This is a genomic window from Erythrobacter sp. QSSC1-22B (assembly GCF_001678665.1).
Classification (GTDB): Bacteria; Pseudomonadota; Alphaproteobacteria; order Sphingomonadales; family Sphingomonadaceae; genus Qipengyuania.
This window is the reverse complement of sequence record NZ_LZRP01000001.1, coordinates 754,210-778,128: the sequence shown is the minus strand read 5'-3', so window position 1 is coordinate 778,128 and position 23,919 is coordinate 754,210. Positions and strand designations below refer to the sequence as shown.

The following is a 23,919-nucleotide window of genomic DNA, read 5'->3' as shown; positions in this document are numbered from 1 at the left end:
CCTCGTTGCGCGGAACAGTCCCCCGTCCTAGAGGCTGTCGCGTGATCGAGGCAAGTATGTTGAACGGGTTGCGGAGCCTGCTGGCGCTATTGGCCTGCGCGCTGCTGTTTGCGTCCGCCACCCATGCGCAAGCGCCGCGCGAAAACTCGATCCGCGCCGAGCTGTTCGCCGACGGGCCGGCTGTGGCGGGCGAGGAATGGACGCTTGCTCTCCACTTCACGCCGGTGGCCGAGGAATGGCACGGCTATTGGCGCAATCCCGGCGATGCGGGTTACGGGATGGAGCTCGACTGGCAGTTGCCGGAAGGCTGGGAAGCTGGCGAGCCACTCTATCCGGTGCCCGAGCGGCTGGTGATCTCGGGGCTGATGAACCACATCTACGAGGGTCCCTACACCGTGCTGGTGCCGGTGCGGGTACCGGCGGGAGCACGGACCGGCGATCTGCCCGCGATTGCGGTCGAGGCGGATTATCTCGCCTGCACCGACATCATCTGCGTGCCGCAACAGGCGCGGCTGACGCTCGATCCGTCCAATATCGCGCGCGATCCGCGTTTCGACCGCTGGCGCGCCGCGATCGCGCCTTTGCTCGATACCGAAGGACGCTTCGCGATCTGGAACGAGCTCCTGAGGGTGGCGATCCCCGTCCCGGCGGCGCTCGACCTGCGCGCGCCGCATGTCTTTATCGGCGAGCCCGATCTGGTCGACTACACCGCGCGCCAGGCGTTTTTCCGCGATGGCGACCGGCTGATTGCCGAAATTCCGCTGGATCGAGGTCAAGTGCCCGACTCGCTGTCGGGGATACTGTCCTTCGGAAGCGGTGAGGGTGTGCGCTTCACCGCCCGGCCGGGAGGGGTGCCACCAGCGGGAACACCGTTGGCGCAACCCGCGGACGCGCTGCCCTCGGTGTGGCTGGCGCTGCTGGGCGCGCTGCTCGGCGGGCTGCTGCTCAACATCATGCCCTGCGTCTTCCCGATCCTCAGCCTCAAGGCGCTCTCGCTCGCCAAAGCGGGCGGCGACAAGAAGGCCGCGCGGCGCGATGCGGTGTTCTACACGCTCGGGGTGGTGCTCGCCTGTCTGGCGCTGGGCGCGGTGCTGCTCGCCCTGCGCGCCGCGGGGGAGCAGATCGGCTGGGCATTCCAGCTTCAGGAGCCTGCGGTGGTGGTGGCGCTGCTGGTGCTCGCCGCGGCGATCACCGCCAATTTCGCCGGCGCCTTCGAACTGCCCGGCCTCGTCATGCGCGGCGGGAAGGGCGGGTCGAGCAGCTTTGCCACCGGCCTGCTGGCGGCCTTCGTCGCGACGCCCTGTACCGGGCCGTTCATGGCGGCGGCGATGGGCGCGGCGCTGCTGCTGCCGGTGGCGCAGGCGCTGGCGCTGTTTGCGGCGCTGGGGGTCGGGCTGGCGCTGCCCTTCCTGCTGCTCGGTTTCGTGCCCGCACTGCGCCGCGCGCTGCCCCGACCGGGGCCGTGGATGGTGACTTTCCGTTGCTGGATGGCGCTACCGATGGCGCTCACCGCGCTGGCGCTGGTCTGGCTGCTGTGGCGGATGGCAGGCACGGGCTTCGCGCTGATGGCGCTGGGGCTGGCGGCGGGTACGGTGCTGCTGCTCGCGGTGCTGTTCGCGCGGCGGGCTGGCAGGTTTCGCGTGGCGGGCGTGCTGGTCGCACTGGCGACGATCGCAGGCTTTGCGGCCTCGCTACCCGGCCAGCAAGCGAGCCCGGTACAGGCCTCGGACAGCATCCACGCGCCGCGCACCTTCAGCGAGGCCGCGCTGGCCGAGGCGCGCGCCAGCGGGCAACCGGTGTTCGTCTGGTTTACCGCCGACTGGTGCGTGACCTGCAAGGTCAACGAGCGCGCCGCGATCGAGCGCGATTCGGTGCGCGCGGCCTTCGAGGACGCCGGGGTGATCACGCTGGTCGGCGACTGGACGCGCCGCGACGAGGAAATCGCGGGCTTCCTCACCGATCAGGGCGCCGCCGGGGTGCCGCTCTATCTGTGGTATCCGCCGCAGGGCGAAGCGCAGGCCCTTCCGCAGGTGCTTACACCGGATCTGCTGGCGGAGCTGGCTCGGCAGGCTCGTTGAGCAGCGCCTCGGGCGGTGCGGGCGCTGCTTCCCGGTCGCGCATTTGCGCCCGGCAGCGGTTGATTAGCTCGCGCGGCAGGCTGCTGGGGTTGAGCACCACGCTGCCCGCACCCGGCACGGTGGCTTCCACCTGGCGCGGACCGGTGAGCGCCTCGAGCGCAGGGTCGGCGGCATCGGTGGCGCCGCGCCAGCGCCAGTCGGCCCCGGTCTTCTCGGCATCGACGAACAGCCTTGTGACATGCGAATTGCCGATCAGCGCGAGGATCGCCTTGGCCTCGGGATCGGCATCGACGATCCGCTCATAGGCGATCTGCGCGCCTTCCGCACCCTCGACGCAAGCCAGCGCCAGCAGCGGCGGCTCGCCCGGATTGCCGTAGATGATCCGTCCGGGTTCGCGGCTGGCGACCCATTGCGCATCCTTGGTGTCGGGCGACTGCAGCGGTGCGGAAGGGCCAGATCTGTCCTCCAGCCCGACCCGTGCGACATAGTCGTCGGCGGCGGGCGGCTTGCAGGACGCGAGCGCGAGCAATGGAAGGGCGGCAAGGCAGGGGACAAGGGTGAAGCGCATGCCGCAGCTATGCGATCACCCCGCGGTTCGGCAAGCCCCGTCAGCTACAGGCCGTCACTACGCGGTCGATCGCCTCATCTGCCGGCGCGGTCACGCTCTCGCTACCAAGGGTGAAAGTCAGCGGCTCGGTGGTCGCAGCAAGGAAGGCAAGCGCGGGATCGCCGGGAGCAATCGCGCCGTTCCAGATTGCGTCGGGTCCAAGCGCGCTGGCGGTGCCGGTAACCGTGAAGTTCGCTGTTCCGTCGCCCGAGGCGACGGTAACGGTCTGTTCCACGCCCTCCTGTGCCGCCGCGAGCCACTGGAAAACCACCGCGGCATCCTCGTCGAGCGAGAGATTGCAGCTCATTGAGATGATGCCGTCCGAAATGGAGGACCCGAACAGCGCGGTCTGCGTGTCGGGCCTGTAGAACCAGCGATTGCCTCCGGCATCGGGGACCCCCGCGACCTCATTGTCGCTCCGCGCTCCGGGTGCGGGTGTGGTCTGCGCGATGGCTTGCGCGTCATCGCTGGGTGCGGCGCTGTCGTCGGCGCAGGCGGCAAGCGCGAGGGGAGCGATCAAGAGCATGGGGATGCGCATGGGCAAAAATCCTTTCAAGGAAGCTGGGCTGGAAACTGTCCGCAGCGATGGGGGTTCCGCCAAGGGTGGTTAACCGCCTGTAACCCCTAAGGCTTTCCGCCCATCTTCTTGTAGGTCGTCTTGCCATAGCGCATTTTGCGGGTGCCGGGCTTGCCCTCGTTCGAGCGGCCGACCTGCGGCGCCTTCTTCTCACCATCGGGCAGGCCGAGTTCGTCGTTCTCGAGCCGCCGGATTTCGTCGCGCAGCCGTCCGGCCTCCTCGAACTCGAGGTTGGCCGCCGCGTTGCGCATCCGCTTTTCCAGATCCTCGATATAAGCGCGCAGATTGTGACCGACGAGATTGTTGACCGCCGGGTCGCCGGTGTCGACCGTGACCCCGTCCTGCGCTGCGCTGTGCGCGACGATATCGGCGATGTCGCGCTTGATCGTGGTCGGGGTGATCCCGTGTTCGGTGTTGTATTCGCGCTGCCTCTCGCGGCGGCGATCAGTTTCCGCGATCGCGCGTTCCATCGAGCCGGTGATGCGGTCGGCGTAGAGGATCACCCGCCCATCGACATTGCGCGCGGCGCGGCCGATGGTCTGGATCAGCGAGGTTTCCGAACGCAGGAAACCTTCCTTGTCGGCATCGAGAATCGCCACCAGTCCGCATTCGGGAATGTCCAGACCCTCGCGCAGCAGGTTGATGCCGATCAGCACGTCGTAGACTCCCAGCCGCAGGTCGCGGATCAGCTCGATCCGCTCCAGCGTCTCGACGTCGGAATGCATGTAGCGGACCCGCACGCCCTGTTCGTGCATGAACTCGGTGAGATCCTCGGCCATCCGTTTGGTCAGCGTGGTGACCAGCGTGCGATAGCCCTGTTTGGCGGTCTTGAGGCACTGGTCGATGCAGTCCTGAACCTGGTCCTCGACCGGGCGGATCTCGACCGGGGGATCGATCAGCCCGGTGGGGCGGATGACCTGTTCGGCGAACACCCCGCCGGTCTGCTCCATTTCCCATGTGCCCGGCGTGGCCGACACCGCGACGGTCTGCGGTCGCATCGCGTCCCATTCGTTGAACCGCAGCGGGCGGTTGTCGATGCACGATGGCAGGCGGAAGCCGTATTCGGCGAGCGTGATCTTGCGGCGGTGATCGCCCTTGGCCATCGCGCCGACCTGCGGCACAGTCTGGTGGCTTTCATCGACGAACAGCAGCGCGTTTTCGGGCAGATATTCGAACAGCGTGGGCGGCGGCTCGCCGGGCAGGCGGCCGGTCAGGAAGCGGCTGTAGTTCTCGATCCCGTTGCAGCTGCCGGTGGCGGCGATCATTTCGAGGTCGAAGTTGGTCCGCTGTTCGAGCCGCTGGGCCTCGAGCAGCTGGCCCTCGGCGTGCAATTCCTTCAAGCGCTCGGTCAATTCGAAGCGGATCGCCTCGGCGGCCTGCTTCATCGTCGGACCGGGCGTTACATAGTGCGAATTGGCGTAGACGCGGACCTTCTCGAGGCTCGCCCCCTTCTTGCCGCTCAGCGGGTCGAACTCGCTGATGTCCTCGATTTCGTCGCCGAAGAAACCGATCCGCCAGGCGATGTCCTCGTAATGCGAGGGGTAGATTTCCAGACTGTCGCCGCGAACCCGGAAATTGCCGCGCGCGAAGGCGACATCATTGCGCTTGTACTGCAGCGCGACCAGTTTGCGGATCAGCTCACGCTGGTCGACGCTCTCGCCCTTCTTGAGATCGAAGATCATCGCCGAATAGGTCTCGACCGAGCCGATGCCATAGAGGCACGACACCGAGGCGACGATGATGACATCGTCGCGCTCTAGCAGCGCGCGGGTGGCCGAATGGCGCATCCGGTCGATCGCCTCGTTCACCGAGCTTTCCTTCTCGATGTAGGTGTCCGAGCGCGGCACATAGGCTTCGGGCTGATAATAATCGTAATAGCTGACGAAATACTCGACCGCATTGTTGGGAAAGAAGCTCTTGAACTCGCCATAGAGCTGCGCGGCGAGGATCTTGTTGGGCGCCAGGATCAGCGCGGGCCGCTGCACTCGCTCGATCACCTGCGCCATGGTGTAGGTCTTGCCGCTGCCGGTGACGCCGAGCAGCACCTGCGTCTGCTCGCCATCGTTGACCGCGCCGACCAGCTCCTCGATCGCGGTCGGCTGGTCACCCGCGGGGCTGTATTGCGAAATCAGCTCGAATTTGCGTCCCGGCATCGATTTCTCGGGCCGGGCGGGTTTGTGGGGTACGAAGTCCCCGGTGGTATCGGGTTCGTCTAGTCCCCGGCGGATTACGAGTTCGGCCATGCGCGCCGATATGGGGGAGCCGGGCCAAGCGATCAACGGGGCCGATCAACGGACCCGATCAATGGGCCCGATCTATGGGCTCTGACATCGCCGCCGAGCAACGCGCGCTTGGCAAGCGTCGCGTTGGTGTGCAGGTTGTCTGGCAGCCACTCGGTTTCAGGGAGAATTTCATCATGAAGTTGTTTGTCGTCGCAGCGCCGCTTGCCCTCGTGGCCCTGATTGGATGCGGCGAACCCGAAGCCGACAGCGTCGATCCGGGTGAGGCGACCGCTGGCGGGATCAGCCAGGCCGAAGTGGCCGAGCGCGCGCGCGACACGATCCAGCCGCAGCCGGGGCAGTACCGCGCGGTGATGGAAGTGCTCGAAGTCGATATCCCCGGCGCGCCCGAGGGTTCGGGCGACATGCTGCGCCAGATGATGGACGGGCAATCGCACGAATACTGCCTGACCCAGGAGGATGTCGACAAGGGCTACGAGGAAATGGCGCGCCAGTCGCAGGATGGCGACTGCACCTTCGATCGCTTCGATGTCGATGGCGGTGCTATCGACGCGTTGATGACGTGCACCGGCGAGCAGTCGAACACCATGCGGATGGCGATGACCGGAACCGCAACCCCGACCTCCTCGGTGATGAACATGACCATGACCGGCGACATGACCGGCATGGGCGAATCGACGTTGCGGATGAAGGCGACGCATGAGCGGGTTGGCGATTGCCGGTAGCGGGGAGAGCCGGGTGCGGAACCGATCGCCGTCACCCGGCATTCATTCCAAATGGCGTCCTATGACACGATGATGGCAACCGACCCCCTCGACACGAAGCTTGCAAGCGGCTGGAGCAGGGTCGAGCTTGCCCGGCGCTGGGCGCTGGCGAGCGAGCCGAACCCGGACGACGTGCGCTCGCCGCGCGTGGTGTTGCTCCTGCGCGAGCTGGGCTGGGTCTTCGAGCCGTTCCGGCGGTTGTTCCGCAAGCTCGAGATCACGCCGAGCGAGCGTCCGCGTACCGTGATGCTGCTGCCCGGGTTTGGCGCGCACCCTATCCGCATGCGCTATATGGCGCGGATGCTCGAGAAGGCGGGGCACACCGCCAAGCGCTGGGGCGTGGGATACAATTTCGGCGCCACCGCCAAGCGGCTCGCCGATGTCGAGCATCGCCTGCTCGAACTGTTCGAGCGCGCGGGCGAGCCGATCGTGCTGGTCGGCTGGAGCTTGGGGGGCGTGATGGCGCGCGAACTCGCCAAGCTGCACCCCGACAAGGTCGCCAAGATTATCACCATGGGCTCGCCATTTTCCGGCAGCCCGCGCGCCAACAACGGCTGGCGCGCCTATCAGGCGATTGCCGGCCACCGGGTGGACGAGCCCGAGTTCGATGCCGAACCTGCCACAAAGCCGCCGGTCGAAACCGTGGCGCTATGGAGCCCGCGCGATGGCGTGGTCCATCCGCGCTGCGCCCGGGGCAGGGTCGGCGAGCGCGATCGGGCGATCGGTATGCACTGCACGCATATGGGCTTCGTGCACTCGCCCGAAGTCATTAAAACCGTGCTCGGGGAACTCGAAGCGCTCTGAATCTTTGTTGCTATGACAGGAACGAACGCTTTAGACCCCGGCCACTCAAGGCTTGGGCGTAGCATTCTTGGGGAATCATGGCAGCAAGCGAATTTTTCGACGAAATGCACAAGCCGGATGGCAGCGTGCGCGATGCCTATTCAGGTTATCAGAAGTGGTATGGCGAGCAGGAGAAATCTTTCCTGAAACGCAAGCACCGAGATGCCGAAAATGCCTTCCGGCGCACCGGCATCACCTTCAACGTCTATGGCGAGGACGAGGCCGAGGAACGGCTCATCCCCTTCGACATGGTCCCGCGGATCATCACCGCGCATGAATGGCGCAAGCTGACCAAGGGCATCGAGCAGCGCGTCTCCGCGCTCAATGCCTTCATGCACGATCTCTACCACCGTCAGGAAATCATCCGTGCCGGACGGGTGCCCGAGCATCTGTTTCGCAACAATGCCGCATGGCTGCCGGATATGGTCGGTTTCACGCCTCCCGGCGGAGTTTACACCCACATCGTCGGCATCGATCTGGTCCGCACCGGACCCGACGAATTCTACGTTCTCGAGGATAACGCCCGCACTCCGAGCGGGGTCTCCTACATGCTGGAGAACCGCGAGACGATGATGGCGATGTTCCCCGAACTGTTCATGCGGGTGCCGGTCGAAAGCGTTTCCAACTATCCGCGCCGGCTCGCCAAGAGCTTGGCCGCCTGCGCGCCCGATTGCGCCGAAGGCAGGCCGGTGGTTGCGGTGCTCACGCCGGGTATCTTCAATTCCGCCTATTTCGAGCACGCCTTCCTTGCCGAGCAGATGGGTGCCGAACTGGTCGAGGGCCGGGACCTTCGGGTCGTCGATGGGCGCGTCGCGATGCGCACCACTTGGGGCTACAAGCCGATCGATGTGATCTATCGTCGGGTCGATGACGAATACCTCGATCCGCTGAGTTTCAGCCCCGACAGCGTGCTGGGCGTGCCGGGGATCATGGATGTCTATCGCGCCGGCCGGGTTACCATCGCCAATGCGCCGGGCACCGGGGTCTGCGACGACAAGGCGATCTATTCCTTCATGCCCGAGATCGTCGAATTCTATACCGGCGAGAAACCACTCCTGCCCAACGTTCAGACCTGGCGCTGTTCGGACCCCGACAGCCTCGCCTATGTGCTCGACAATCTGTCCGAGCTGGTGGTCAAGGAAGTCCACGGTTCGGGTGGCTACGGCATGCTGATCGGCCCCGCCGCCAGCAAGCGCGAGCTGAGCGATTTCGCCGCCAAGCTGCGCGCCCATCCCGAAGGCTATATCGCGCAGCCGACGCTGGCGCTGTCGACCTGTCCGATTTTCACCAACCGCGGCCTCGCACCGCGTCACCTCGATCTGCGCCCGTTCGTGCTGGTCTCGCCCGACAAGGTGGACATCACCCCGGGCGGGCTGACCCGCGTGGCGATGAAGCAGGGCTCGCTGGTGGTCAATTCGAGCCAGGGCGGGGGCACCAAGGATACTTGGGTGTTGAAAGACTGATGCTGGGAAGAACCGCCAATTCGCTATTCTGGATGTTCCGCTATCTCGAGCGGGCCGAGAACACTGCGCGCCTGCTCGACGCTGGCTTGCGCATGGCGCTCACGCGCGATTCGGTCAGCGCCGAGGAGGAGTGGCGTTCGGTCATCGAGACCGCCGGCCATCGGCGCGGCTACGAAGCCAAACACGCCACCTATACCGGCATGCAGGCCTGGAATTACATGCTGCGCGACAAGGACAATTCCGCCAGCGTCCTCAACACCTTCCAGCAAATCCGCTCAAATGCCCGCGAAGCGCGCAGCGCCATCACCAGCGAAGTCTGGGAAGCGGTCAACGACAGCTGGCTGCAGATCAAGGACATGCTTGCGCGCCCGGTCGGCGAACAGCGCGTTGGCGAGGTTCTCACCGCGGTTCGGCGCGCAGGCACGCTGGCGCACGGCGCGGTGCTGGGTTCGATGCTGCGCGAGGAAGGCTTCCACTTTGCCTGGGCCGGGACCTTCATCGAGCGGGCCGACAACATCGCCCGCATCATGGATATCAAATACTACCTGCTGCTGCCCTCGCTCTCCTATGTCGGTTCGAGCATGGATACCGGACAGTGGGACATGGTGCTGCGCTCGGTCTCGGGCGACAGTGCCTATCGCTGGCTCAACGCCGGGCAGATCGATGCGCGCGGGATCGTGAATTTCCTCGTGCTCGACGAACGCTTCCCGCGCAGTCTCGCCTATTCGCACGCCGCGCTGCGCGAAAACCTTGCCGCGCTGGCGCGCATCCACGGCATCGAAGGCACCAGCAACGAACTTATGCGCGAATCCGATATGCGGCTCTCGGGCCTCTCGATCGAAGACGTCTTCGACAAGGGGTTGCACAAATTCCTGACCGACTTCACCGCCGCCAACTCGTCGATCGCGCAGGCGATCGGCCAAGATTACAGGTTCCTTGCCTGATGCGTCTCGATATCCGTCACACCACCCGTTACCGTTTCTCCGAACCGGTCGTCCATGCGCTGCAGCGGCTGCGGCTCACGCCCAAGGCCACGCAGGGGCAGGAAATCCTCAACTGGAGCATGGAATTCGAAAATGCCCACGAGGAACTGACCTATGACGACCAGCATCACAACCGGGTGACGCTGGTTGCAGTGGACGGCGGCGCGCGCGAGGTCACGGTGACCTGCAGCGGCGAAGTAGATACCTCGGACCATGCCGGGGTGATCGGTCATCACGCCGGCCATCTGCCGCTGTGGAGCTTCCGCGGCCAGACCCCGCGAACCAAGCCCGGCCCCAAGATGAAGGCATTGGTCGAGAGCGTCCGCGCGGAAGAGCAGCAACCGCTCGACATGCTCCACACCCTATCGGCGCAGATCATCGATGCGGTGAGTTACGAGATCGGCACCACCGATGTGAACACGCCCGCCGAACAATCGCTCTGCGAAGGTCATGGCGTGTGCCAGGACCATTCACAGATTTTCATCGGCGCCGCCCGCGCTCTGGATATCCCCGCACGCTACGTCAGCGGCTATCTGATGATGGACGACCGCGTCGATCAGGATGCCACCCATGCTTGGGCCGAAGCTTTCGTCGAGGGTCTGGGCTGGGTCGGCTTCGATATTTCCAACGGTATCAGCCCCGACCAGCGCTATGTCCGGGTTGCCACCGGGCGCGATTACCGCGATGCCGCGCCGATCACCGGCATCACCTTTGGCAACGCCTCGCAGGAACTGCAGGTCGAGGTCGCGGTGGCCCAGCGCCAGGTTCAACAATAGCGCCAGGTTTAACGATATCGCCGGGTTCAACTACAGGGAGAATGCATGACATATTGCGTGGGAATGATCGTCGAGAAGGGTCTCGTCCTGATGAGCGACACCCGCACCAATTCGGGGGTCGACAATATTTCCGTGTTTCGCAAGATGTTCCACTGGCAAGTTCCGGGCGACCGGATCATCACGGTCATGACCGCGGGCAATCTCGCCACCACCCAGGCGGTTGTCAGCCAGCTCGAAGAGCGCACCAAGGAGCCCGACCAGCGCGACAATGTGCTGCTGCAATCCCCGACCATGTTTCAGGTCGCCAGCGAGATCGGCAAGCTGGTGCGCAACACCATCGCCGAGCGCCAGCGCACCAATGGCGAGCGCGGCAAGGGCCGCTTCACCGCTTCGATCATCGTCGCCGGCCAGATCGCCGGGATGGAGCCGCGATTGTTCATGGTCTATCCCGAGGGCAATTTCATCGAGGCCAGCGCCGACACCCCCTTCTTCCAGATCGGCGAAACCAAATACGGCCGCCCGATTATCCTGCGCGCCTATGATCGTTCGATGAGTATGGAGGATGCGGTCAAGCTGTTGACGGTGTCGTTCGATTCCACGCTCAAGGCCAACCTTTCGGTCGGTCTGCCGCTCGATCTGATGGTGATCGAACGCGACCAGTTCGAAGTGACCCACGAGCGCCGCATCGCGCATGACGATCCCTATTTTCAGGCGATTTCATCGAACTGGGGCGATGCGCTGCGGACCGCGTTTCATTCGCTGCCCGATTACAGCTTCTTCAGCGATCACGAAGACGACTAGTCCGTCTTGATTGCGGTCAGCGGCAGAAGCTGCCGCTTCCCAGTTCGACATGCAGATGGTCGCGATGCGCGGCGTTGTAGTCGGGGCCCAGCACCGTTCCGAACCGCTTGCAGGCGCTCTCATGGACGATTCGCAGAAACGCCCCCTCGTCACGATCGCGAGACGACCAGCCATCGATCACGCTGATCCGCCTGCCGTCGGCCAGCACGAAGGCGCCGATATCGATCGCTTCCGCACGGGCGTGGGCGGAAAGGCGACCCGTCCCCGCAACATTGCGGCAGGAATAGCTGCCCATCGTCTCGATCTTCACGAGCGGGCTACCAAGGAGCTGGCGCGCGGCACGATCGACACCGAAGCGGGCCCAACCGGCAAACGCGCTCGCCAGCGGACAGGCTACCGGACCGAGGTTGGACAGCATGAATTCGGCATTGTCGCCGCGCAGCCGGTCGAGCCTCACACTGTTCGAAACCTGGCAGCCGGCACCGTCGTAGCGATCGGGCAGGGGAGAATAGAGCGATCCGGTACGCGACAGTTCGGTGAGGCATTGCGCGCCCTCGGGCCCGATCGTCACCGCAGTGCTCGCCGGAGTGCGCGCTCCGGGCCGGTCGGGTTCGCGCGATTGCGGGACTGCAGAACAGCCGCCAAGAGCGATCATCGCGAAGAACCAGAAGAATAGCCGCATGCCCGCTCCCTAGCGCGGTCATGCTTAACGGTGCCCTAAGGCAAACCGGTTCGGGTGCCCTTTAGGCGTCCGGAACCGCGCATTGCTCCCACAATTCGATCTTGACGCCATCGGGATCGAGCAGCCAGGCGAACTTGCCATAACCCTCGTCGGTGCTGCCGAGCACTTCGACGCCTTTGGCCTCAAGCTGCGCGACCATGCCATCGCAATCGTCGACGCGCAGATTGATCATGAAGCCGCCGATGCCCGGCTTGATATAGTCGTCATCCTTGAAATGGCTGACGAGCGAATAGGGCTGATCCTTGGTTTCTTCGGACCACATCAGCTGCGGCCCGTATTCGCCATCGAGCCCGAGCACTTCGCGATACCAGCGCCGGGTCGCCTCCGGATCCTTCACCACGTAGAAGACCCCGCCCAGTCCGGTCACCTTGGCCATCGCTTCGCTCCTCAGTAACCGCTCGCCTGCCCGTCCTTGCGCATTTCGGTTGCGCCGGTGAGGACGCCGGTTTCGGGATCGCGCACGATCGCCTGATAGCCGCCGAACATTATGCCATTATCTACCACTTCGATCCTGTGGCCCATCGCGCGCAGCCGCTCGATGGTGGCGGCGGGAAGGCCCGGTTCGGCGAACAGCGTGCCGAGCGGATCGGCGGAAGGTCCGGCCAGTGCCTCGGTGGGCTGGCGACCGCCATCGTGATTGATCCGCGCGGCATCGCCGGCTTCCTGCAGGTTCATGCCGTAATCGACCAGGTTGATCAGCACCTGGACATGGCCCTGCGGCTGCATCCCGCCGCCCATCAGCCCCAGCGTCATCCATGGCTTGCCATCCTTCTTCACGAAGGCGGGGATGATCGTCTGGAAGGGGCGCTTGCCCGGTTCATAGGCATTGGGGTGCGCGGGATCGAGACTGAACAATTCGCCGCGATCCTGGAACATGAAGCCCAGCCCATCGGGGGTAAGCCCGCCGCCCATGCCGCGGTAATTGGACTGGATCAGGCTGACCATCATCCCGTCGCTGTCGGCCACGGTCAGGTAGGTCGTGTCGCCTTCGCCCTCGAGCTTGGGTTCGCCGGGGCCGAACTCGGGGGTAGCGCGCGCCGGATCGATCAGCGCGAACCGCTCGCGCCCGTATTCCTCGGTCAGCAGCTCGGCGGGGAGCGCGGCGAAGTCGGGATCGGCGTAGAAGCGCGCGACATCGGCGTAGGCGAGCCGCTTGGCCTCGGTGATGTAGTGGATCACCTCGGGGCTGCCGCGCTCCCATTGCGCGAGGTCGACATGCTTGAGGATGTTGACCATCTGCAACGCCGCAAAACCTTGGCTGTTGGGCGGCAGCTCGCACAATTCGTAGCCGTTGCGATAGAGCGCGCAGGCCGGATTGACCCATTCGCTGTCATGCGCGGCGAAATCCGCCAGCGTGTAGGCCGAGCCCTGCGCCTGCAGGTAATCGACCATCACCCGCGCCAGCGCGCCTTCATAAAAGGCATCGCGCCCGTCGCGGCCGATGGTCTCGAGCGTCGCGGCAAGATCGGGGTTGCGAAAGATTTCGCCCGCATCGGGTGCGGTGCCATCGGCGAACCAGGTTGCGCGCGCATTGGCGAAATCGAACGGCATGGTCTCCTGCCGCGCCTCGAAGGAGCGCAGGCTGCGTTCCAGATACATCGCGATCACCGGCGCAACTGGATGGCCTTCGCGGGCATAGCGCACCGTGGGGGCGAGCACATCGCTCATCGCCAGCTTCCCGAAGCGTTCGTGCATGGTGAACCAGGCGTCGACGGTGCCGGGAATGGTGACCGGCAGCGGCCCCAACGGGGGCAGCGCCTCCGCCCCGTCGAGCTTGGCGAGCAATTGATCGAGCGTCTGCCCCATGGGCGAGCGTCCCGAACCGTTGATGCCATACAGCCGGTCGGTCTTGGGGTCGTAGATGATCGCGAACAGATCTCCGCCGATGCCGTTGCCGGTCGGCTCCATCAATCCCAGCGCGGCATTGGCGGCGATCGCCGCATCGACCGCGCTGCCACCCGCCTTGAGGATGTCGAGCGCGACCTGCGTCGCCAATGGATGCGCGGTCGCGGCCATGCCGTGTTCGGCAATCACCGGGCTGCGCGACCAGTTCGCGCCGACCGGTCGGCCGCCCGCACCGATCTGTTGCTCGATCGGGCGGGCGCCCTGCGTGTCCTGCGCCTGTCCGCCACTGGCGGTCAGGGCGAGGGCGGCGATGCCGGCCAGCAGCGTCGGTGTTTTCATCATGCTCTCTCCAGACCTTCGGCGGCACCCTGCGGCTGCGTCGCCTTGCTAACAAGCACGATTGCGAGCGCGCTGGCGATGAAGCCGGGGACGATCTCGTAGAGCCCCTGGCCGCCGATGAAGTCGGCGTTGAGGCCGAGCGCGATCCACAGCGCGACGACACCCGCACCGACCACCAGCCCGGCCACCGCGCCCGCGCCGGTCATCCGGTCCCAGGTCAGCGCCAGCAGGATCAGCGGGCCGAAGGCCGCGCCGAACCCGGCCCAGGCGTTGGCGACCAGTCCCAGCACTTGGCTTTCGGGATCGGCGGCGATGACGATGGCTGCAATCGCCACCAGCGCGACGCAGATCCGGCCAACATTGACCGCTTCGCGCTCGCCCGCGTGTTTGCGCAGGAACAGGCGGTAGAAATCCTCGGTCAGCGAGCTGGAAGAGACCAGCAATTGCGAGCTGATGGTGCTCATGATCGCGGCGAGCAGCGCGGCGAGCAGGAACCCTGTCACCAGCGGGTGAAACAGCAGTTGGGACAGGACGATGAAGATCGTCTCGGGGTCCTCGATCACCAGACCGTTGCGGTTGGCGTAGGCACGCCCCGCCAGCCCGACGCCAAGCGATCCGGCCAGCGCCACGGCCATCCAGATCAGTCCGATATTGCGCGCGGCGGGGACCTCCTCGACGCTGCGCACCGCCATGAAGCGCACGATAATATGCGGTTGGCCAAAATAGCCCAGTCCCCAGGTCACCGCGCTGATGAAGCCCAGCAGCGTCAGGCCTTCGGTGAGGCTGAGGAAGCCTTCCACCGGCACCTCGGCGAGCGAAGCGCCGCCGCTGCCACCATCGCCGAACATCACCACCAGCGGCATCAGCACCAGCGCGACGACCATGATGCAGCCCTGGACGAAATCGGTCAGGCTGACCGCGAGAAAGCCGCCGACCATGGTGTAGGCCAGGACCACTCCGGCGGTGATCCAGATCCCCAGCATGTAATCGCTCATGCCCATCGCGGGCAGCAATTCGGCGAAAGCGGTCTCGAACAGCTTGCCGCCGCCCACCAGCCCGGCCGCCGTATAGACGGTGAAGAAGGCGACGATGACGATCGCGCTGATCACCCGCAGGATTACCGCCTTGTCGGGGAAGCGATTGGCAAGGAATTGCGGAATGGTCAGCGCATTGCCCAGTTCCTCGGTCTGCTGGCGTAGCCGCGGCGCGACGATGTACCAGTTGGCTACTGCACCGAGAAACAGACCGATGCCGATCCAGGCCTCGACCAGCCCGGCAGTAAACAGGGCGCCGGGCAGGCCAAGCAACAGCCAGCCCGACATATCGGACGCCCCGGCAGAGAGCGCCGCCACCCCCGGAGACAGATTGCGCCCGGCGAGCAGATAGCCCTCGCTCGTGTCGGTCGAACGCTTCCAGGCGAACAGTCCGATCCCGATCATCAGGATGAAATAAAGGGCGAGGGTGATCAGGGTTCCGGTTTGCATGACCGGGCGATTAACAAAGGCGGCGGACAATTGCCACTCGCACTGCGCGAAGGCGTACTCCGAGAGGCGCGGCGTTTTCCCGGAGCCGTGGCGGTAGCAGAGCGATGACAGCTACAATGCCGCCTCAATGCCGGCCCACCCGAAATCGTGAGCGGAAGAATTTTCATCGCCGCCGCAGCGCAGCAAAAACCCCTCTGCCGTAGCGTCCGGAAGGTCCGGCGCGGCGGGATATTTCCTGGCCCGCCCCTATTTCACCGCACCGCAACATAAGTGTCGTGGCCATGTCATCGGAGCGGCCCAGAGGCGCGGCAACGCTCCTTCGAAAAGGCTCATTTATAATGCTTCCCAGACGCTCCGCTCTCACCCTGCTCGCCGCGACCACCGCGCTTGTCCCCTTCGCGCCGGCCTTTGCGCAAGCTGCGGCCCAGCCCGAGGTCCCGGGCGCGGAAGAACCCGTCCGCGGCAACGAGATCATCGTCACCGCGCAAAAGATCGAGCAGCGCGCGGTCGATGTTCCGATCACCATCTCGGCGCTCAGCGGCGACCGCATCAGCGAACTGGGTGTCACCGATCTCGACGAATTGTCCAACTACATCCCCGGCCTCAACATCCAGGAGCAGAGCGCCAACAACCCCGGCATCGTCATTCGCGGGATCACTTCGGATTCGGGGTCTTCGCAGCAGGGGCCGCGCGTCACGCTCTATTACAACGGCGTCGATATCTCGCGTTCGCGCGGCTCGTATCAGGCGATCTACGACCTTGATCGCGTCGAAGTGATCAAGGGTCCGCAGGCGACCCTGTTCGGCACCGCCTCTGCGGTCGGCGCGATCAGCCTGGTTTCCGCCCGTCCGCGCGAAGGTTTCTCCGCCGAACTGACCGGTGGCTACGGCAATTTCGACCAGACGCTGCTGTCGGGCTATGTCAACGCCGGCTCCGACGTGCTTTCGGGCCGGGTCGCATTCGAATGGCGCACCCGCGACGGCTATGTCGAAAATCTTGCTCCCAATCAGGAAGAGGAGCTCTACTCGCAGGACAATCTCGGCGTTCGCGCCTCGCTGCGCTACGCTCCGACCAGCGATCTGACAGTCGATCTGATCGGCACCTTCGACCGCCAGCGCAACGGCGGCACGCCGTTCATCTCGGGCACTTTCCCGACGCCTGCAGGCCCGCCCGATTTCTACGGCGATGCCTTCCTCGGCGGGTCGCCCTATTCCGAAGCGGCGCTGGGCAACAGCCAGCTCGGCCTCGACCGGGAAATTTACGATCTCAATCTCACCGCCGAATACGGTTTCGCCGACAGCTGGACCTTCACGACGGTGAACGGATACCGCGAATTCGACAGCGCCGAGGTCTTCGATGCCGATGGCGGCCCCGCACCGTTCCTCGAGTTCGCGGAAATCGCCAAGGGCTGGCAGTTCAGCCATGAAGGCCGCTTCTCCTATGTCGATCCTGCGTGGCGCGCCTCGTTCGGCTGGAATTTCTTCACCGAAGACAATCTCCAGAACGTGCCCTTTTCGACCGAAGAAGGCACCTTCCTTCAGTGCCTCACCACGGTGGCCTCCCCCAACCCGCTGATCGCGGGTGTCCCCTGCGTCGGCCCCGATGGCAGCGTGCCCGCGAGCGTGGTCACGGGTCTGGTGACCGGCGGCGCGGCAACCGCCATTCCTTACACCTCGACCTTCGAGAACCAGGGCAAGAACGACAGCTATTCGGTGTTTGCCGATGTGACCTGGATCCCCACCGACCGGCTCGAACTGACCGCCGGTGCAAGGTTGCTGATCGAGGAACGCCGGTCGGGCTATATGACCGATGTCCCCAATTCGGTTATCACCGGTGCGCCGCTGATCCCCGGCCAGATCGACACCCGAGGCGAGCTGTTTACCGCGGATGGCAGCTTCTCTGCGGTCTTGCCCCGTTTCAACATCCTCTATCGTCTCAACGACGATCTCAACGTCTTTGCGACCGTGTCGAAGGGGCGGCGTTCGCCCGTCGTCCAGTTGAGCGCCCGGCGGGTCGCCGGAGTGGTGGTGCCGAACCTGCAGGTCGTCCCCGAGGAAACCGTCTGGAACTATGAAGGTGGTCTCAAGTTCGGTTCTGGCATCGTCTCGGGATCGCTCGGCGTCTATTATCAGAAGTACGACGGCTTTCAGGTCAGCGTGTTGCAGGATGACGGCAGTTCGTTGACCGAGAGCGCCGGCACCGCAAGCAATCTCGGGGTCGAGGCGGAATTGGCCGTCGATCCGACCGACTGGCTCAGCCTGTTCGGCAATGTCGGCTATATCGATGGCGGGATCGACGAAGGCAATGATTTTGCCCCGCAATTCTCGGGTGCACGGTTCCGGCTCCAGCCCGAATGGCAGGCCGCCGCGGGCTTCACCATCGATGCGCCGCTTGGCAATGGGATGCGCTTCTTCGCGACGCCGTCGATTACCTATCGCAGCCGCATCTTCTTTCAGGTGCCCAACGATCCTCTGATCTCGCAGGGACCGGTCACGCTGCTGAACGCCCGTGCCGGGGTGAGCTTTGCCGACGAACGCCTCGAAATCGCGGCTTTCATCCGCAACGCTGCCGATGAGGAATACCTTCTCGACGCCGGCAATACCGGTGGCGCATTCAACGTGCCGACCTTCATTCCCGCCGAACCGCGCTTCTACGGGATCCAGATTACCGGCCGGATCTAGTCTAACCCGCAGCATGACAGGCGCCGCCCCTCGCCAAGCGGGAGGGCGGCGTCTATCCATCGGGCCATGATGAAGCGCTGCAATGGTTCGATTTACCAGTGTCGGGGGCGCAATTGACTCCCTCGCTGACGCTGTTTTCCGGCCTCATGGCCGCGGCATTCTGCCTTGTGCATCTGTTCGTGGGCCGGCTTCGGTTCCTCGACCGCGACCCGCGTAGCCGTTGGCTCAGCTTCTCCGGCGGCGTGGCGGTAGCCTATGTCTTTCTCCACATGCTGCCTGAACTCGGCGCGCATGCAGGCACGTTCCGCCGGGCGACCGGACTGGGCGAGGTGATGGCCGAAAGTGCGGTGTATGGGGTGGCCATGCTCGGGCTGGCGATTTTCTACGGGACCGAGCGGGCATTGAAACGCAGCCGTGATGAACGCGACGACGGGTGTGCGGGCAAGCGACCCGAAAGCAGCGTGTTCTGGCTGCATATCGTCGCCAGCAGCCTGTTGATTTTCGTCATCGGTTATTTGCTCAACCACCGCGAGGATGCGAGCCTCCTTGGGCTCGCGCTGTATTTCTTCGCCATGATGCTGCATTTTATAACGGCCGATTTCGGCACGCGGGGCGACCATCCCGAACTCTACGACAGCCAGGGGCGCTGGGCTCTTTGCGCGGCGACCCTGGGGGGATGGGCCCTCGGAACGCAGGTCTCCGTACCGCAAATCGCCATCGGCGGGCTGTTCGCCTTTGTCGCGGGCGCGATCGTGCTGGTGGTGCTCAAGGAAGAGCTGCCCGAGGAGAGGAAAAGCTATTTCCTCCCCTTCGCCGGCGGCACGCTGGTTTACTCGGCGCTGGTGCTGGGCGAGCAGGCGCTCAAGGCCTGAACGGGCATCAGCCCTTGCGCTTGGCTTTCTTGCGCTCGTTCGGATCGAGGATCGCCTTGCGCAGGCGGATCGTCTGCGGGGTCACCTCGACCATTTCGTCGTCGTCGATATAGGCGATCGCCTGTTCCAGCGTCATCGCGCGCGGCGGGGTGAGGCGGATCGCGTCATCCTTGCCGGTCGAGCGGAAGTTGGTCAGCTGCTTGGACTTGAGCGGATTGACCTCGAGATCCTCGGGCTTGGCGTTCTCGCCGATGATGATGCCCTCGTAGATCTTCTCGCCCGCGCCGATGAACAATTCGCCGCGCTCCTCGAGCGCGAACAGCGCATAGGCGGTGGCCTCGCCGGAAGAATTGGACAGCAACACGCCGTTCTGGCGACCGCCGACCGCACCCTTGTAGGGGCCGTACTTCTCGAACAAGCGGTTCATGATCCCGGTGCCGCGCGTGTCGGACAGGAATTCGCCATGATAGCCGATCAGCCCGCGGCTGGGCGCCGAGAAGGTGATGCGGGTCTTGCCGCTGCCGCTGGGGCGCATCTCGGTCAGCTCGGCCTTGCGGCGCTGCATCTTCTCGACGACGGTACCCGAATGCTCGTCATCGACATCGATGACCACGGTTTCATAAGGCTCGAGCCGCTTGCCGTCCTCTTCCTGGAACAGGACGCGCGGGCGGCTGATGCCCAGCTCGAAGCCTTCGCGGCGCATCGTCTCGATGAGCACGCCGAGCTGCAATTCGCCGCGGCCCGCGACTTCGAAGCTGTCCTTGTCGGCGGCTTCGGTGACGCGGATCGCGACATTGGTTTCGGCTTCGCGCAGCAGGCGGTCGCGGATCATCCGGCTGGTGACCTTGGAGCCTTCGCGGCCGGCCAGCGGGCTGTCGTTGACGCTGAAGCGCATCGCCAGCGTCGGCGGATCGATCGGCTGCGCGGGGATCGGTTCCTTGACGGCAGGATCGGCGACGGTGTTGGACACGGTCGCCTTCTCCAGACCGGCCAGAGCGATGATATCGCCCGCCACCGCGGTCTCGACCGGAACGCGATCAAGCCCGTCGAAGCTCATTAGCTTGGTGGCGCGGCCGACTTCGACGACCTTGCCCTCGACATCGATCGCGTGGATCGGGTCGTTGACGCGGACGGTGCCGGACTGGATCCGGCCGGTGAGCACGCGGCCCATGAAATTGTCGCGGTCGAGCAGCGTCGCGAGGAAGCTGAACGGGCCGTCGGGGTCGAGACCGGGCGAGGGGACATGCGCAACGACCTGCTCGAACAGCGGATCGAGCGTGCCCGAGCGCGCCTCGGGGTCGGAGCTGGCGTAGCCGTCGCGGCCGCTGGCATAGAGCACGGGGAAATCGAGCTGCTCGTCATTGGCGTCGAGCGTGAGGAAGAGTTCGAACACCTCGTCGAGCACTTCGGCATGGCGGCCGTCGGGACGGTCGATCTTGTTGACGACAACGATCGGCTTGAGACCGAGCGCCAGCGCCTTGCCGGTGACGAATTTGGTCTGCGGCATCGGCCCTTCGGCGGCATCGACCAGCAGGATCACCCCGTCGACCATCGACAGGATGCGCTCCACCTCGGCGCCGAAGTCGGCGTGGCCAGGGGTGTCGACGATGTTGATGCGGGTGTTGGTGTCGTCATGGCCCCACTCGACGCTGGTGCATTTGGCGAGGATCGTGATGCCCCGCTCCTTTTCCAGATCGCCCGAATCCATCGCGCGTTCTTCGACGCGCTGGTTCTCGCGGAAGGTGCCGGACTGGCGGAAGAGTTGGTCGACGAGCGTGGTCTTGCCATGGTCGACGTGGGCGATGATGGCGATATTACGCAGATCGCGGGACATGAGGCGGGTGCTTTCGTGGGGAGAGTGTCGGGGTGATTGGGTCGCGCGCCCCTACCGCAGGTGCTTTGGAACGGCAAGCGTGCAGGGCGCGAAAGAAGAGCGAGACCCCCCGGTGTGAATTGACTGCAACAATCGGGCAACAATTCGACGAACGACGCAACATTGGCGTTGAGCGACGGGGAACCTGCCCCTAAGGGACCCCTCGAGACGCCGGGAGAGACGCGCGTCGCGTTCGCACAACGTTGGGGTTCGCCCAGAGACGAACCCGCACAAAGAGGACCTTTCATGCACATTTCCGTTTCCGCGCGCCTGCTTGTAGGCGCCGCTGCCTTTGCCTTGACCCCAGCCAGCGTGTTCGCTCAGGACGTGATCGAGAACGATCCGGTCCGCACGCAGGACAACGACGCCGAGATGACCGACGGCACTGCCGAGGTCGCCCCGACGACGAATCCCAATGTCATCGTCGTTACCGCAACCAAGCGCGAACAGACGCTGCAGGAAGTTCCCGTTTCGGTCAGCGTGACCACCGGCGAAACGCTCGAGCGCGCCGAAATCCGCGATCTGCAGGACCTGCAGACCGTTTCGCCCTCGCTGCGTGTGAGCCAGCTGCAGAGCTCGGCCAACACCACCTTCATCATCCGCGGCTTCGGCAATGGCGCCAACAACGCCGGTGTCGAACCCTCGGTCGGCGTGTTCATCGACAACGTCTTCCGTTCGCGCTCGGCGGCACAGATCAACGATATCGCCAACGTCCAGCGCATCGAAGTCCTGCGCGGGCCGCAGTCGACGCTGTTCGGCAAGAACGCCAGCGCCGGCGTGATCTCGGTCATCACCCGCGAGCCGCAGTTCAACTTCGGTGGCTCGGTTTCGGCGACCTACGGCAATTACGACAACATCGTGCTCAAGGGCGACATCACCGGTCCGCTGACCGACAGCGTCGCCTTCTCGCTCGACGCCAACCTCAACAAGCGCGACGGCTATGTCGATGTCGTCAATCTCGATGAGAAGATCAACGAGCGCGACCGTTACTCGGTGCGCGGTCAGTTGCTGTTCGACAACAGCGGCCCGCTGCGCATCCGCGCCATCGGCGATTACTCCAAGATCGACGAGCTGTGCTGCTTCGCCGGCAATCTCATCGCCGGCCCGACCGTTCCGCTGATCTTCGCCGTCGGCGGTCAGATCGAGCGCGAGGACGTGTTCTCCGACCGCACCTATCTCAACCAGTTGCCGGTCAACGAGATCGAGAGCTACGGCGGTTCTCTGCAGGCGGATTACGAAATCGGCGCGATCTCGCTGACCTCGATCACCGCCTATCGCGAACTGCGCAGCTTCAGCCAGCAGGACGTCGATTTCTCCAGCGCCGACGTAGTCGCCGAATTCCGCGACCAGGCGATCGACACCTTTACGCAGGAATTTCGGGTCACCTCGGATTTCGACGGCCCGCTCAACTTCCTGCTCGGTGGCTTCTACTTCAAGGAAGACGTCACCCAGAACAGCGGTCTGACCAATGGGCCGGACGCGCGCCCGTTCTTCGACCTGCTGGCCGGTCGCGGTCGTCCCGGGACGCTGGCCGGTGTCGAAGCGGGTCTGGGCTTCGCGAGCGGCTCGATCTTTGCCGAGGGCCCCAGCACGCGTGAGTTCTTCACGCTCGAGAACGAGAGCTACTCGATCTTCGGCACCGTCGATCTCGAAGTCACCGATCGCCTGACGCTGACCGGCGGCTTCAACTACACCGACGACAAGAAGGACTTCGCGCTTCAGCAGGAATCGCTCGATCCGCTGGCCAACACCAACCTCGTGGATGCCCTGATCGTCGGCCAGATTGCCGGTGCTCTGGGGATTGCTCCGAGCCAGGTAACCCCGACGGTCATCGGTCAATTCGCCGCCGCCCAGCCGGGCGCGTTCGGGGCCATCTCGGCCGCCGCAATCAATCCGGCAACGAACCCGTTGCTGGCGCTGCGTCCCCTGCAGTTCCTGCCGCCGTTCCTAAACGTGCCCAATTCGGTGGAACCGGGCCAGACCCGCGACGACGACTGGAGCTACACGCTTCGTGCCGCCTATGACGTGAGCGACAACATCAACGCCTATTTCACCTATGCCACGGGCTTCAAGGCGAGCTCGGTCAATCTGTCGCGCGACAGCCGTCCGTTCCCGAGCGATTTCACGCCTGGCCCGTTCGGCAGCACGATCCTGGCTCCGTCCTCGCCGATCCGCGATGCCGGGCTGGCGGTGCCCAACCTCGGTACCGGCACGCGCTTCGCTCTGCCGGAGAAGGCCAAGGTCTATGAGATCGGCTTGAAGGCTCAGTTCGACCGGGTCGGGTTCAACCTCGCTCTGTTCGACCAGACGCTGGAGAACTTCCAGTCGAACGTCTTCACCGGCACCGGCTTCGCGCTGGCCAATGCGGAAGAGCAGTCGACCAAGGGCTTCGAATTCGATGCGACCGTGTCACCGACCGATCCGCTCGTGTTTACGTTCGCATTGACCTACCTCGACCCGACTTACGACAGCTTCACGAATTCCACGCTGGGTGATCTTACGGGCCAGCGCCCGGCCGATATCCCGGAATTCACGATCGCCACCTCGGGCACTTATACGCATGAGTTCGGCGCCAGCGGCAATCTGCTGATCGGTCGCGTGGATTTCTACCACGAGAGCAACACGCAGATCGTCAATGGGCTCACCGGTTTCGGTTCGACCGCGGCCGGCATTGCGGTGGCGCGTCAGTTCCGCCGCGAGGTCAATCAGGTCAACGCATCGCTGGCCTTCGTGATGGACAATGGTTTCGAGCTGTCGGGCTATGTCCGCAACCTTACCAACGAACGCTACCTCACCGCAGTGTTCGATGGCGTGGCGCAGGCCGGTACGGTTTCGGGCTACCCCAATGCACCGCGCACCTACGGTGTGACCGGCCGCTTCCGCTTCTAAGCGACAAGCTATCGACAAAAGGGAAAGGGGGCTTCGCGGCCCCCTTTTTCTTGTCTGCAGTA

At 64.6% G+C, this 23,919-nt stretch carries 18 protein-coding genes; 10 read left to right on the top strand and 8 right to left on the bottom strand.

Annotated elements, in window-relative coordinates; translation table 11 throughout:
* The first annotated feature begins 41 nt into the window (after nucleotides 1-41).
* On the top strand, nucleotides 42-2,078 hold the full coding sequence (locus A9995_RS03675; RefSeq protein WP_369815799.1) for a protein-disulfide reductase DsbD family protein: 2,037 nt from the start codon (nucleotides 42-44) through the stop codon (nucleotides 2,076-2,078).
* Here A9995_RS03675 and A9995_RS03670 read toward each other — a convergent pair.
* The 3 genes from A9995_RS03670 to uvrB form a co-directional block, all read right to left on the bottom strand.
* Nucleotides 2,035-2,646, bottom strand: a complete 612-nt coding sequence (locus tag A9995_RS03670) for a hypothetical protein (RefSeq protein WP_067609276.1) — start codon at nucleotides 2,644-2,646, stop codon at nucleotides 2,035-2,037. The two genes, A9995_RS03675 and A9995_RS03670, sit on opposite strands and share 44 nt — an antisense overlap.
* 40 nt (nucleotides 2,647-2,686) lie before the next feature.
* Nucleotides 2,687-3,223 (bottom strand): hypothetical protein, encoded by a 537-nt coding sequence (locus A9995_RS03665; protein ID WP_067609273.1) that lies wholly within the window; start codon nucleotides 3,221-3,223, stop codon nucleotides 2,687-2,689.
* Between the two features lie 86 nt (nucleotides 3,224-3,309).
* Nucleotides 3,310-5,505, bottom strand: a complete 2,196-nt coding sequence (gene uvrB / locus A9995_RS03660) for an excinuclease ABC subunit UvrB (protein ID WP_067609270.1) — start codon at nucleotides 5,503-5,505, stop codon at nucleotides 3,310-3,312.
* Between the two features lie 173 nt (nucleotides 5,506-5,678).
* Here uvrB and A9995_RS03655 point away from each other — a divergent pair, with 173 nt between their 5' ends.
* The 6 genes from A9995_RS03655 to A9995_RS03630 all read left to right on the top strand — a co-directional run bounded on the left by A9995_RS03655 (nucleotide 5,679) and on the right by A9995_RS03630 (nucleotide 11,132).
* Nucleotides 5,679-6,227 carry a DUF3617 domain-containing protein gene (locus tag A9995_RS03655; RefSeq protein ID WP_168157315.1) on the top strand — a complete coding sequence of 183 codons (549 nt, stop codon included), beginning with the start codon at nucleotides 5,679-5,681 and terminating at the stop codon, nucleotides 6,225-6,227.
* Between the two features lie 72 nt (nucleotides 6,228-6,299).
* Entirely contained in the window at nucleotides 6,300-7,070 is a 771-nt protein-coding gene (locus tag A9995_RS03650; RefSeq protein ID WP_067609540.1) for a triacylglycerol lipase, read from the top strand.
* Between the two features lie 77 nt (nucleotides 7,071-7,147).
* Nucleotides 7,148-8,572, top strand: a complete 1,425-nt coding sequence (locus A9995_RS03645) for a circularly permuted type 2 ATP-grasp protein (RefSeq protein ID WP_199797204.1) — start codon at nucleotides 7,148-7,150, stop codon at nucleotides 8,570-8,572.
* On the top strand, nucleotides 8,572-9,516 hold the full coding sequence (locus tag A9995_RS03640; protein ID WP_067609261.1) for an alpha-E domain-containing protein: 945 nt from the start codon (nucleotides 8,572-8,574) through the stop codon (nucleotides 9,514-9,516). Before A9995_RS03645 ends, A9995_RS03640 begins: the two co-directional genes overlap by 1 nt.
* Nucleotides 9,516-10,331, top strand: a complete 816-nt coding sequence (locus A9995_RS03635; RefSeq protein ID WP_067609258.1) for a transglutaminase family protein — start codon at nucleotides 9,516-9,518, stop codon at nucleotides 10,329-10,331. Before A9995_RS03640 ends, A9995_RS03635 begins: the two co-directional genes overlap by 1 nt.
* Nucleotides 10,332-10,376: 45 nt before the next feature.
* Nucleotides 10,377-11,132 carry a proteasome-type protease gene (locus A9995_RS03630; protein ID WP_067609255.1) on the top strand — a complete coding sequence of 252 codons (756 nt, stop codon included), beginning with the start codon at nucleotides 10,377-10,379 and terminating at the stop codon, nucleotides 11,130-11,132.
* Nucleotides 11,133-11,148: 16 nt separating this feature from the next.
* On the opposite strand, the gene A9995_RS03625 is transcribed toward A9995_RS03630, so the two are convergent.
* The 4 genes from A9995_RS03625 to putP all read right to left on the bottom strand — a co-directional run bounded on the left by A9995_RS03625 (nucleotide 11,149) and on the right by putP (nucleotide 15,542).
* Nucleotides 11,149-11,814 (bottom strand): extensin family protein, encoded by a 666-nt coding sequence (locus A9995_RS03625; RefSeq protein ID WP_067609253.1) that lies wholly within the window; start codon nucleotides 11,812-11,814, stop codon nucleotides 11,149-11,151.
* A 61-nt stretch (nucleotides 11,815-11,875) separates the two neighbouring features.
* Complete coding sequence (locus tag A9995_RS03620) at nucleotides 11,876-12,250, bottom strand: VOC family protein (protein WP_067609250.1); 375 nt, start codon at nucleotides 12,248-12,250, stop codon at nucleotides 11,876-11,878.
* 11 nt (nucleotides 12,251-12,261) lie between these two features.
* Nucleotides 12,262-14,061: a gamma-glutamyltransferase family protein gene (locus A9995_RS03615; protein WP_067609247.1), complete on the bottom strand. Its 1,800-nt coding sequence runs from the start codon at nucleotides 14,059-14,061 to the stop codon at nucleotides 12,262-12,264.
* Complete coding sequence (gene putP / locus A9995_RS03610; protein ID WP_067609244.1) at nucleotides 14,058-15,542, bottom strand: sodium/proline symporter PutP; 1,485 nt, start codon at nucleotides 15,540-15,542, stop codon at nucleotides 14,058-14,060. Before putP ends, A9995_RS03615 begins: the two co-directional genes overlap by 4 nt.
* 338 nt (nucleotides 15,543-15,880) lie before the next feature.
* Here putP and A9995_RS03605 point away from each other — a divergent pair, with 338 nt between their 5' ends.
* Both A9995_RS03605 and A9995_RS03600 read left to right on the top strand, forming a co-directional pair.
* On the top strand, nucleotides 15,881-18,223 hold the full coding sequence (locus A9995_RS03605; RefSeq protein ID WP_067609242.1) for a TonB-dependent receptor: 2,343 nt from the start codon (nucleotides 15,881-15,883) through the stop codon (nucleotides 18,221-18,223).
* 113 nt (nucleotides 18,224-18,336) lie between these two features.
* The gene (locus A9995_RS03600) at nucleotides 18,337-19,095 is read left to right on the top strand and encodes a hypothetical protein (protein WP_233998062.1); all 759 of its coding nucleotides are present in this window, start codon (nucleotides 18,337-18,339) and stop codon (nucleotides 19,093-19,095) included.
* A 7-nt stretch (nucleotides 19,096-19,102) separates the two neighbouring features.
* Here the strand turns inward: A9995_RS03600 and typA are convergent, their stop codons facing one another.
* Nucleotides 19,103-20,929, bottom strand: coding sequence for a translational GTPase TypA (typA, locus tag A9995_RS03595; RefSeq protein WP_067609239.1), 1,827 nt, complete (start codon nucleotides 20,927-20,929; stop codon nucleotides 19,103-19,105).
* A gap of 285 nt (nucleotides 20,930-21,214) precedes the next feature.
* Here typA and A9995_RS03590 point away from each other — a divergent pair, with 285 nt between their 5' ends.
* Entirely contained in the window at nucleotides 21,215-23,857 is a 2,643-nt protein-coding gene (locus tag A9995_RS03590) for a TonB-dependent receptor (RefSeq protein ID WP_067609236.1), read from the top strand.
* Nucleotides 23,858-23,919 lie beyond the last annotated feature (62 nt).

What these genes read in the sequence shown, in the direction of transcription:
- A9995_RS03670 (WP_067609276.1), bottom strand. Translation starts at nt 2,646, where the DNA reads ATGCGCTTCACCCTTGTCCCCTGCCTTGCCGCCCTTCCATTGCTCGCG.
- A9995_RS03665 (WP_067609273.1), bottom strand. Translation starts at nt 3,223, where the DNA reads ATGCGCATCCCCATGCTCTTGATCGCTCCCCTCGCGCTTGCCGCCTGC.
- uvrB (WP_067609270.1), bottom strand. Translation starts at nt 5,505, where the DNA reads ATGGCCGAACTCGTAATCCGCCGGGGACTAGACGAACCCGATACCACC.
- A9995_RS03655 (WP_168157315.1), top strand. Translation starts at nt 5,679, where the DNA reads ATGAAGTTGTTTGTCGTCGCAGCGCCGCTTGCCCTCGTGGCCCTGATT.
- A9995_RS03650 (WP_067609540.1), top strand. Translation starts at nt 6,300, where the DNA reads ATGGCAACCGACCCCCTCGACACGAAGCTTGCAAGCGGCTGGAGCAGG.
- A9995_RS03645 (WP_199797204.1), top strand. Translation starts at nt 7,148, where the DNA reads ATGGCAGCAAGCGAATTTTTCGACGAAATGCACAAGCCGGATGGCAGC.
- A9995_RS03640 (WP_067609261.1), top strand. Translation starts at nt 8,572, where the DNA reads ATGCTGGGAAGAACCGCCAATTCGCTATTCTGGATGTTCCGCTATCTC.
- A9995_RS03635 (WP_067609258.1), top strand. Translation starts at nt 9,516, where the DNA reads ATGCGTCTCGATATCCGTCACACCACCCGTTACCGTTTCTCCGAACCG.
- A9995_RS03630 (WP_067609255.1), top strand. Translation starts at nt 10,377, where the DNA reads ATGACATATTGCGTGGGAATGATCGTCGAGAAGGGTCTCGTCCTGATG.
- A9995_RS03625 (WP_067609253.1), bottom strand. Translation starts at nt 11,814, where the DNA reads ATGCGGCTATTCTTCTGGTTCTTCGCGATGATCGCTCTTGGCGGCTGT.
- A9995_RS03620 (WP_067609250.1), bottom strand. Translation starts at nt 12,250, where the DNA reads ATGGCCAAGGTGACCGGACTGGGCGGGGTCTTCTACGTGGTGAAGGAT.
- A9995_RS03615 (WP_067609247.1), bottom strand. Translation starts at nt 14,061, where the DNA reads ATGATGAAAACACCGACGCTGCTGGCCGGCATCGCCGCCCTCGCCCTG.
- putP (WP_067609244.1), bottom strand. Translation starts at nt 15,542, where the DNA reads ATGCAAACCGGAACCCTGATCACCCTCGCCCTTTATTTCATCCTGATG.
- A9995_RS03605 (WP_067609242.1), top strand. Translation starts at nt 15,881, where the DNA reads ATGCTTCCCAGACGCTCCGCTCTCACCCTGCTCGCCGCGACCACCGCG.
- typA (WP_067609239.1), bottom strand. Translation starts at nt 20,929, where the DNA reads ATGTCCCGCGATCTGCGTAATATCGCCATCATCGCCCACGTCGACCAT.
- A9995_RS03590 (WP_067609236.1), top strand. Translation starts at nt 21,215, where the DNA reads ATGCACATTTCCGTTTCCGCGCGCCTGCTTGTAGGCGCCGCTGCCTTT.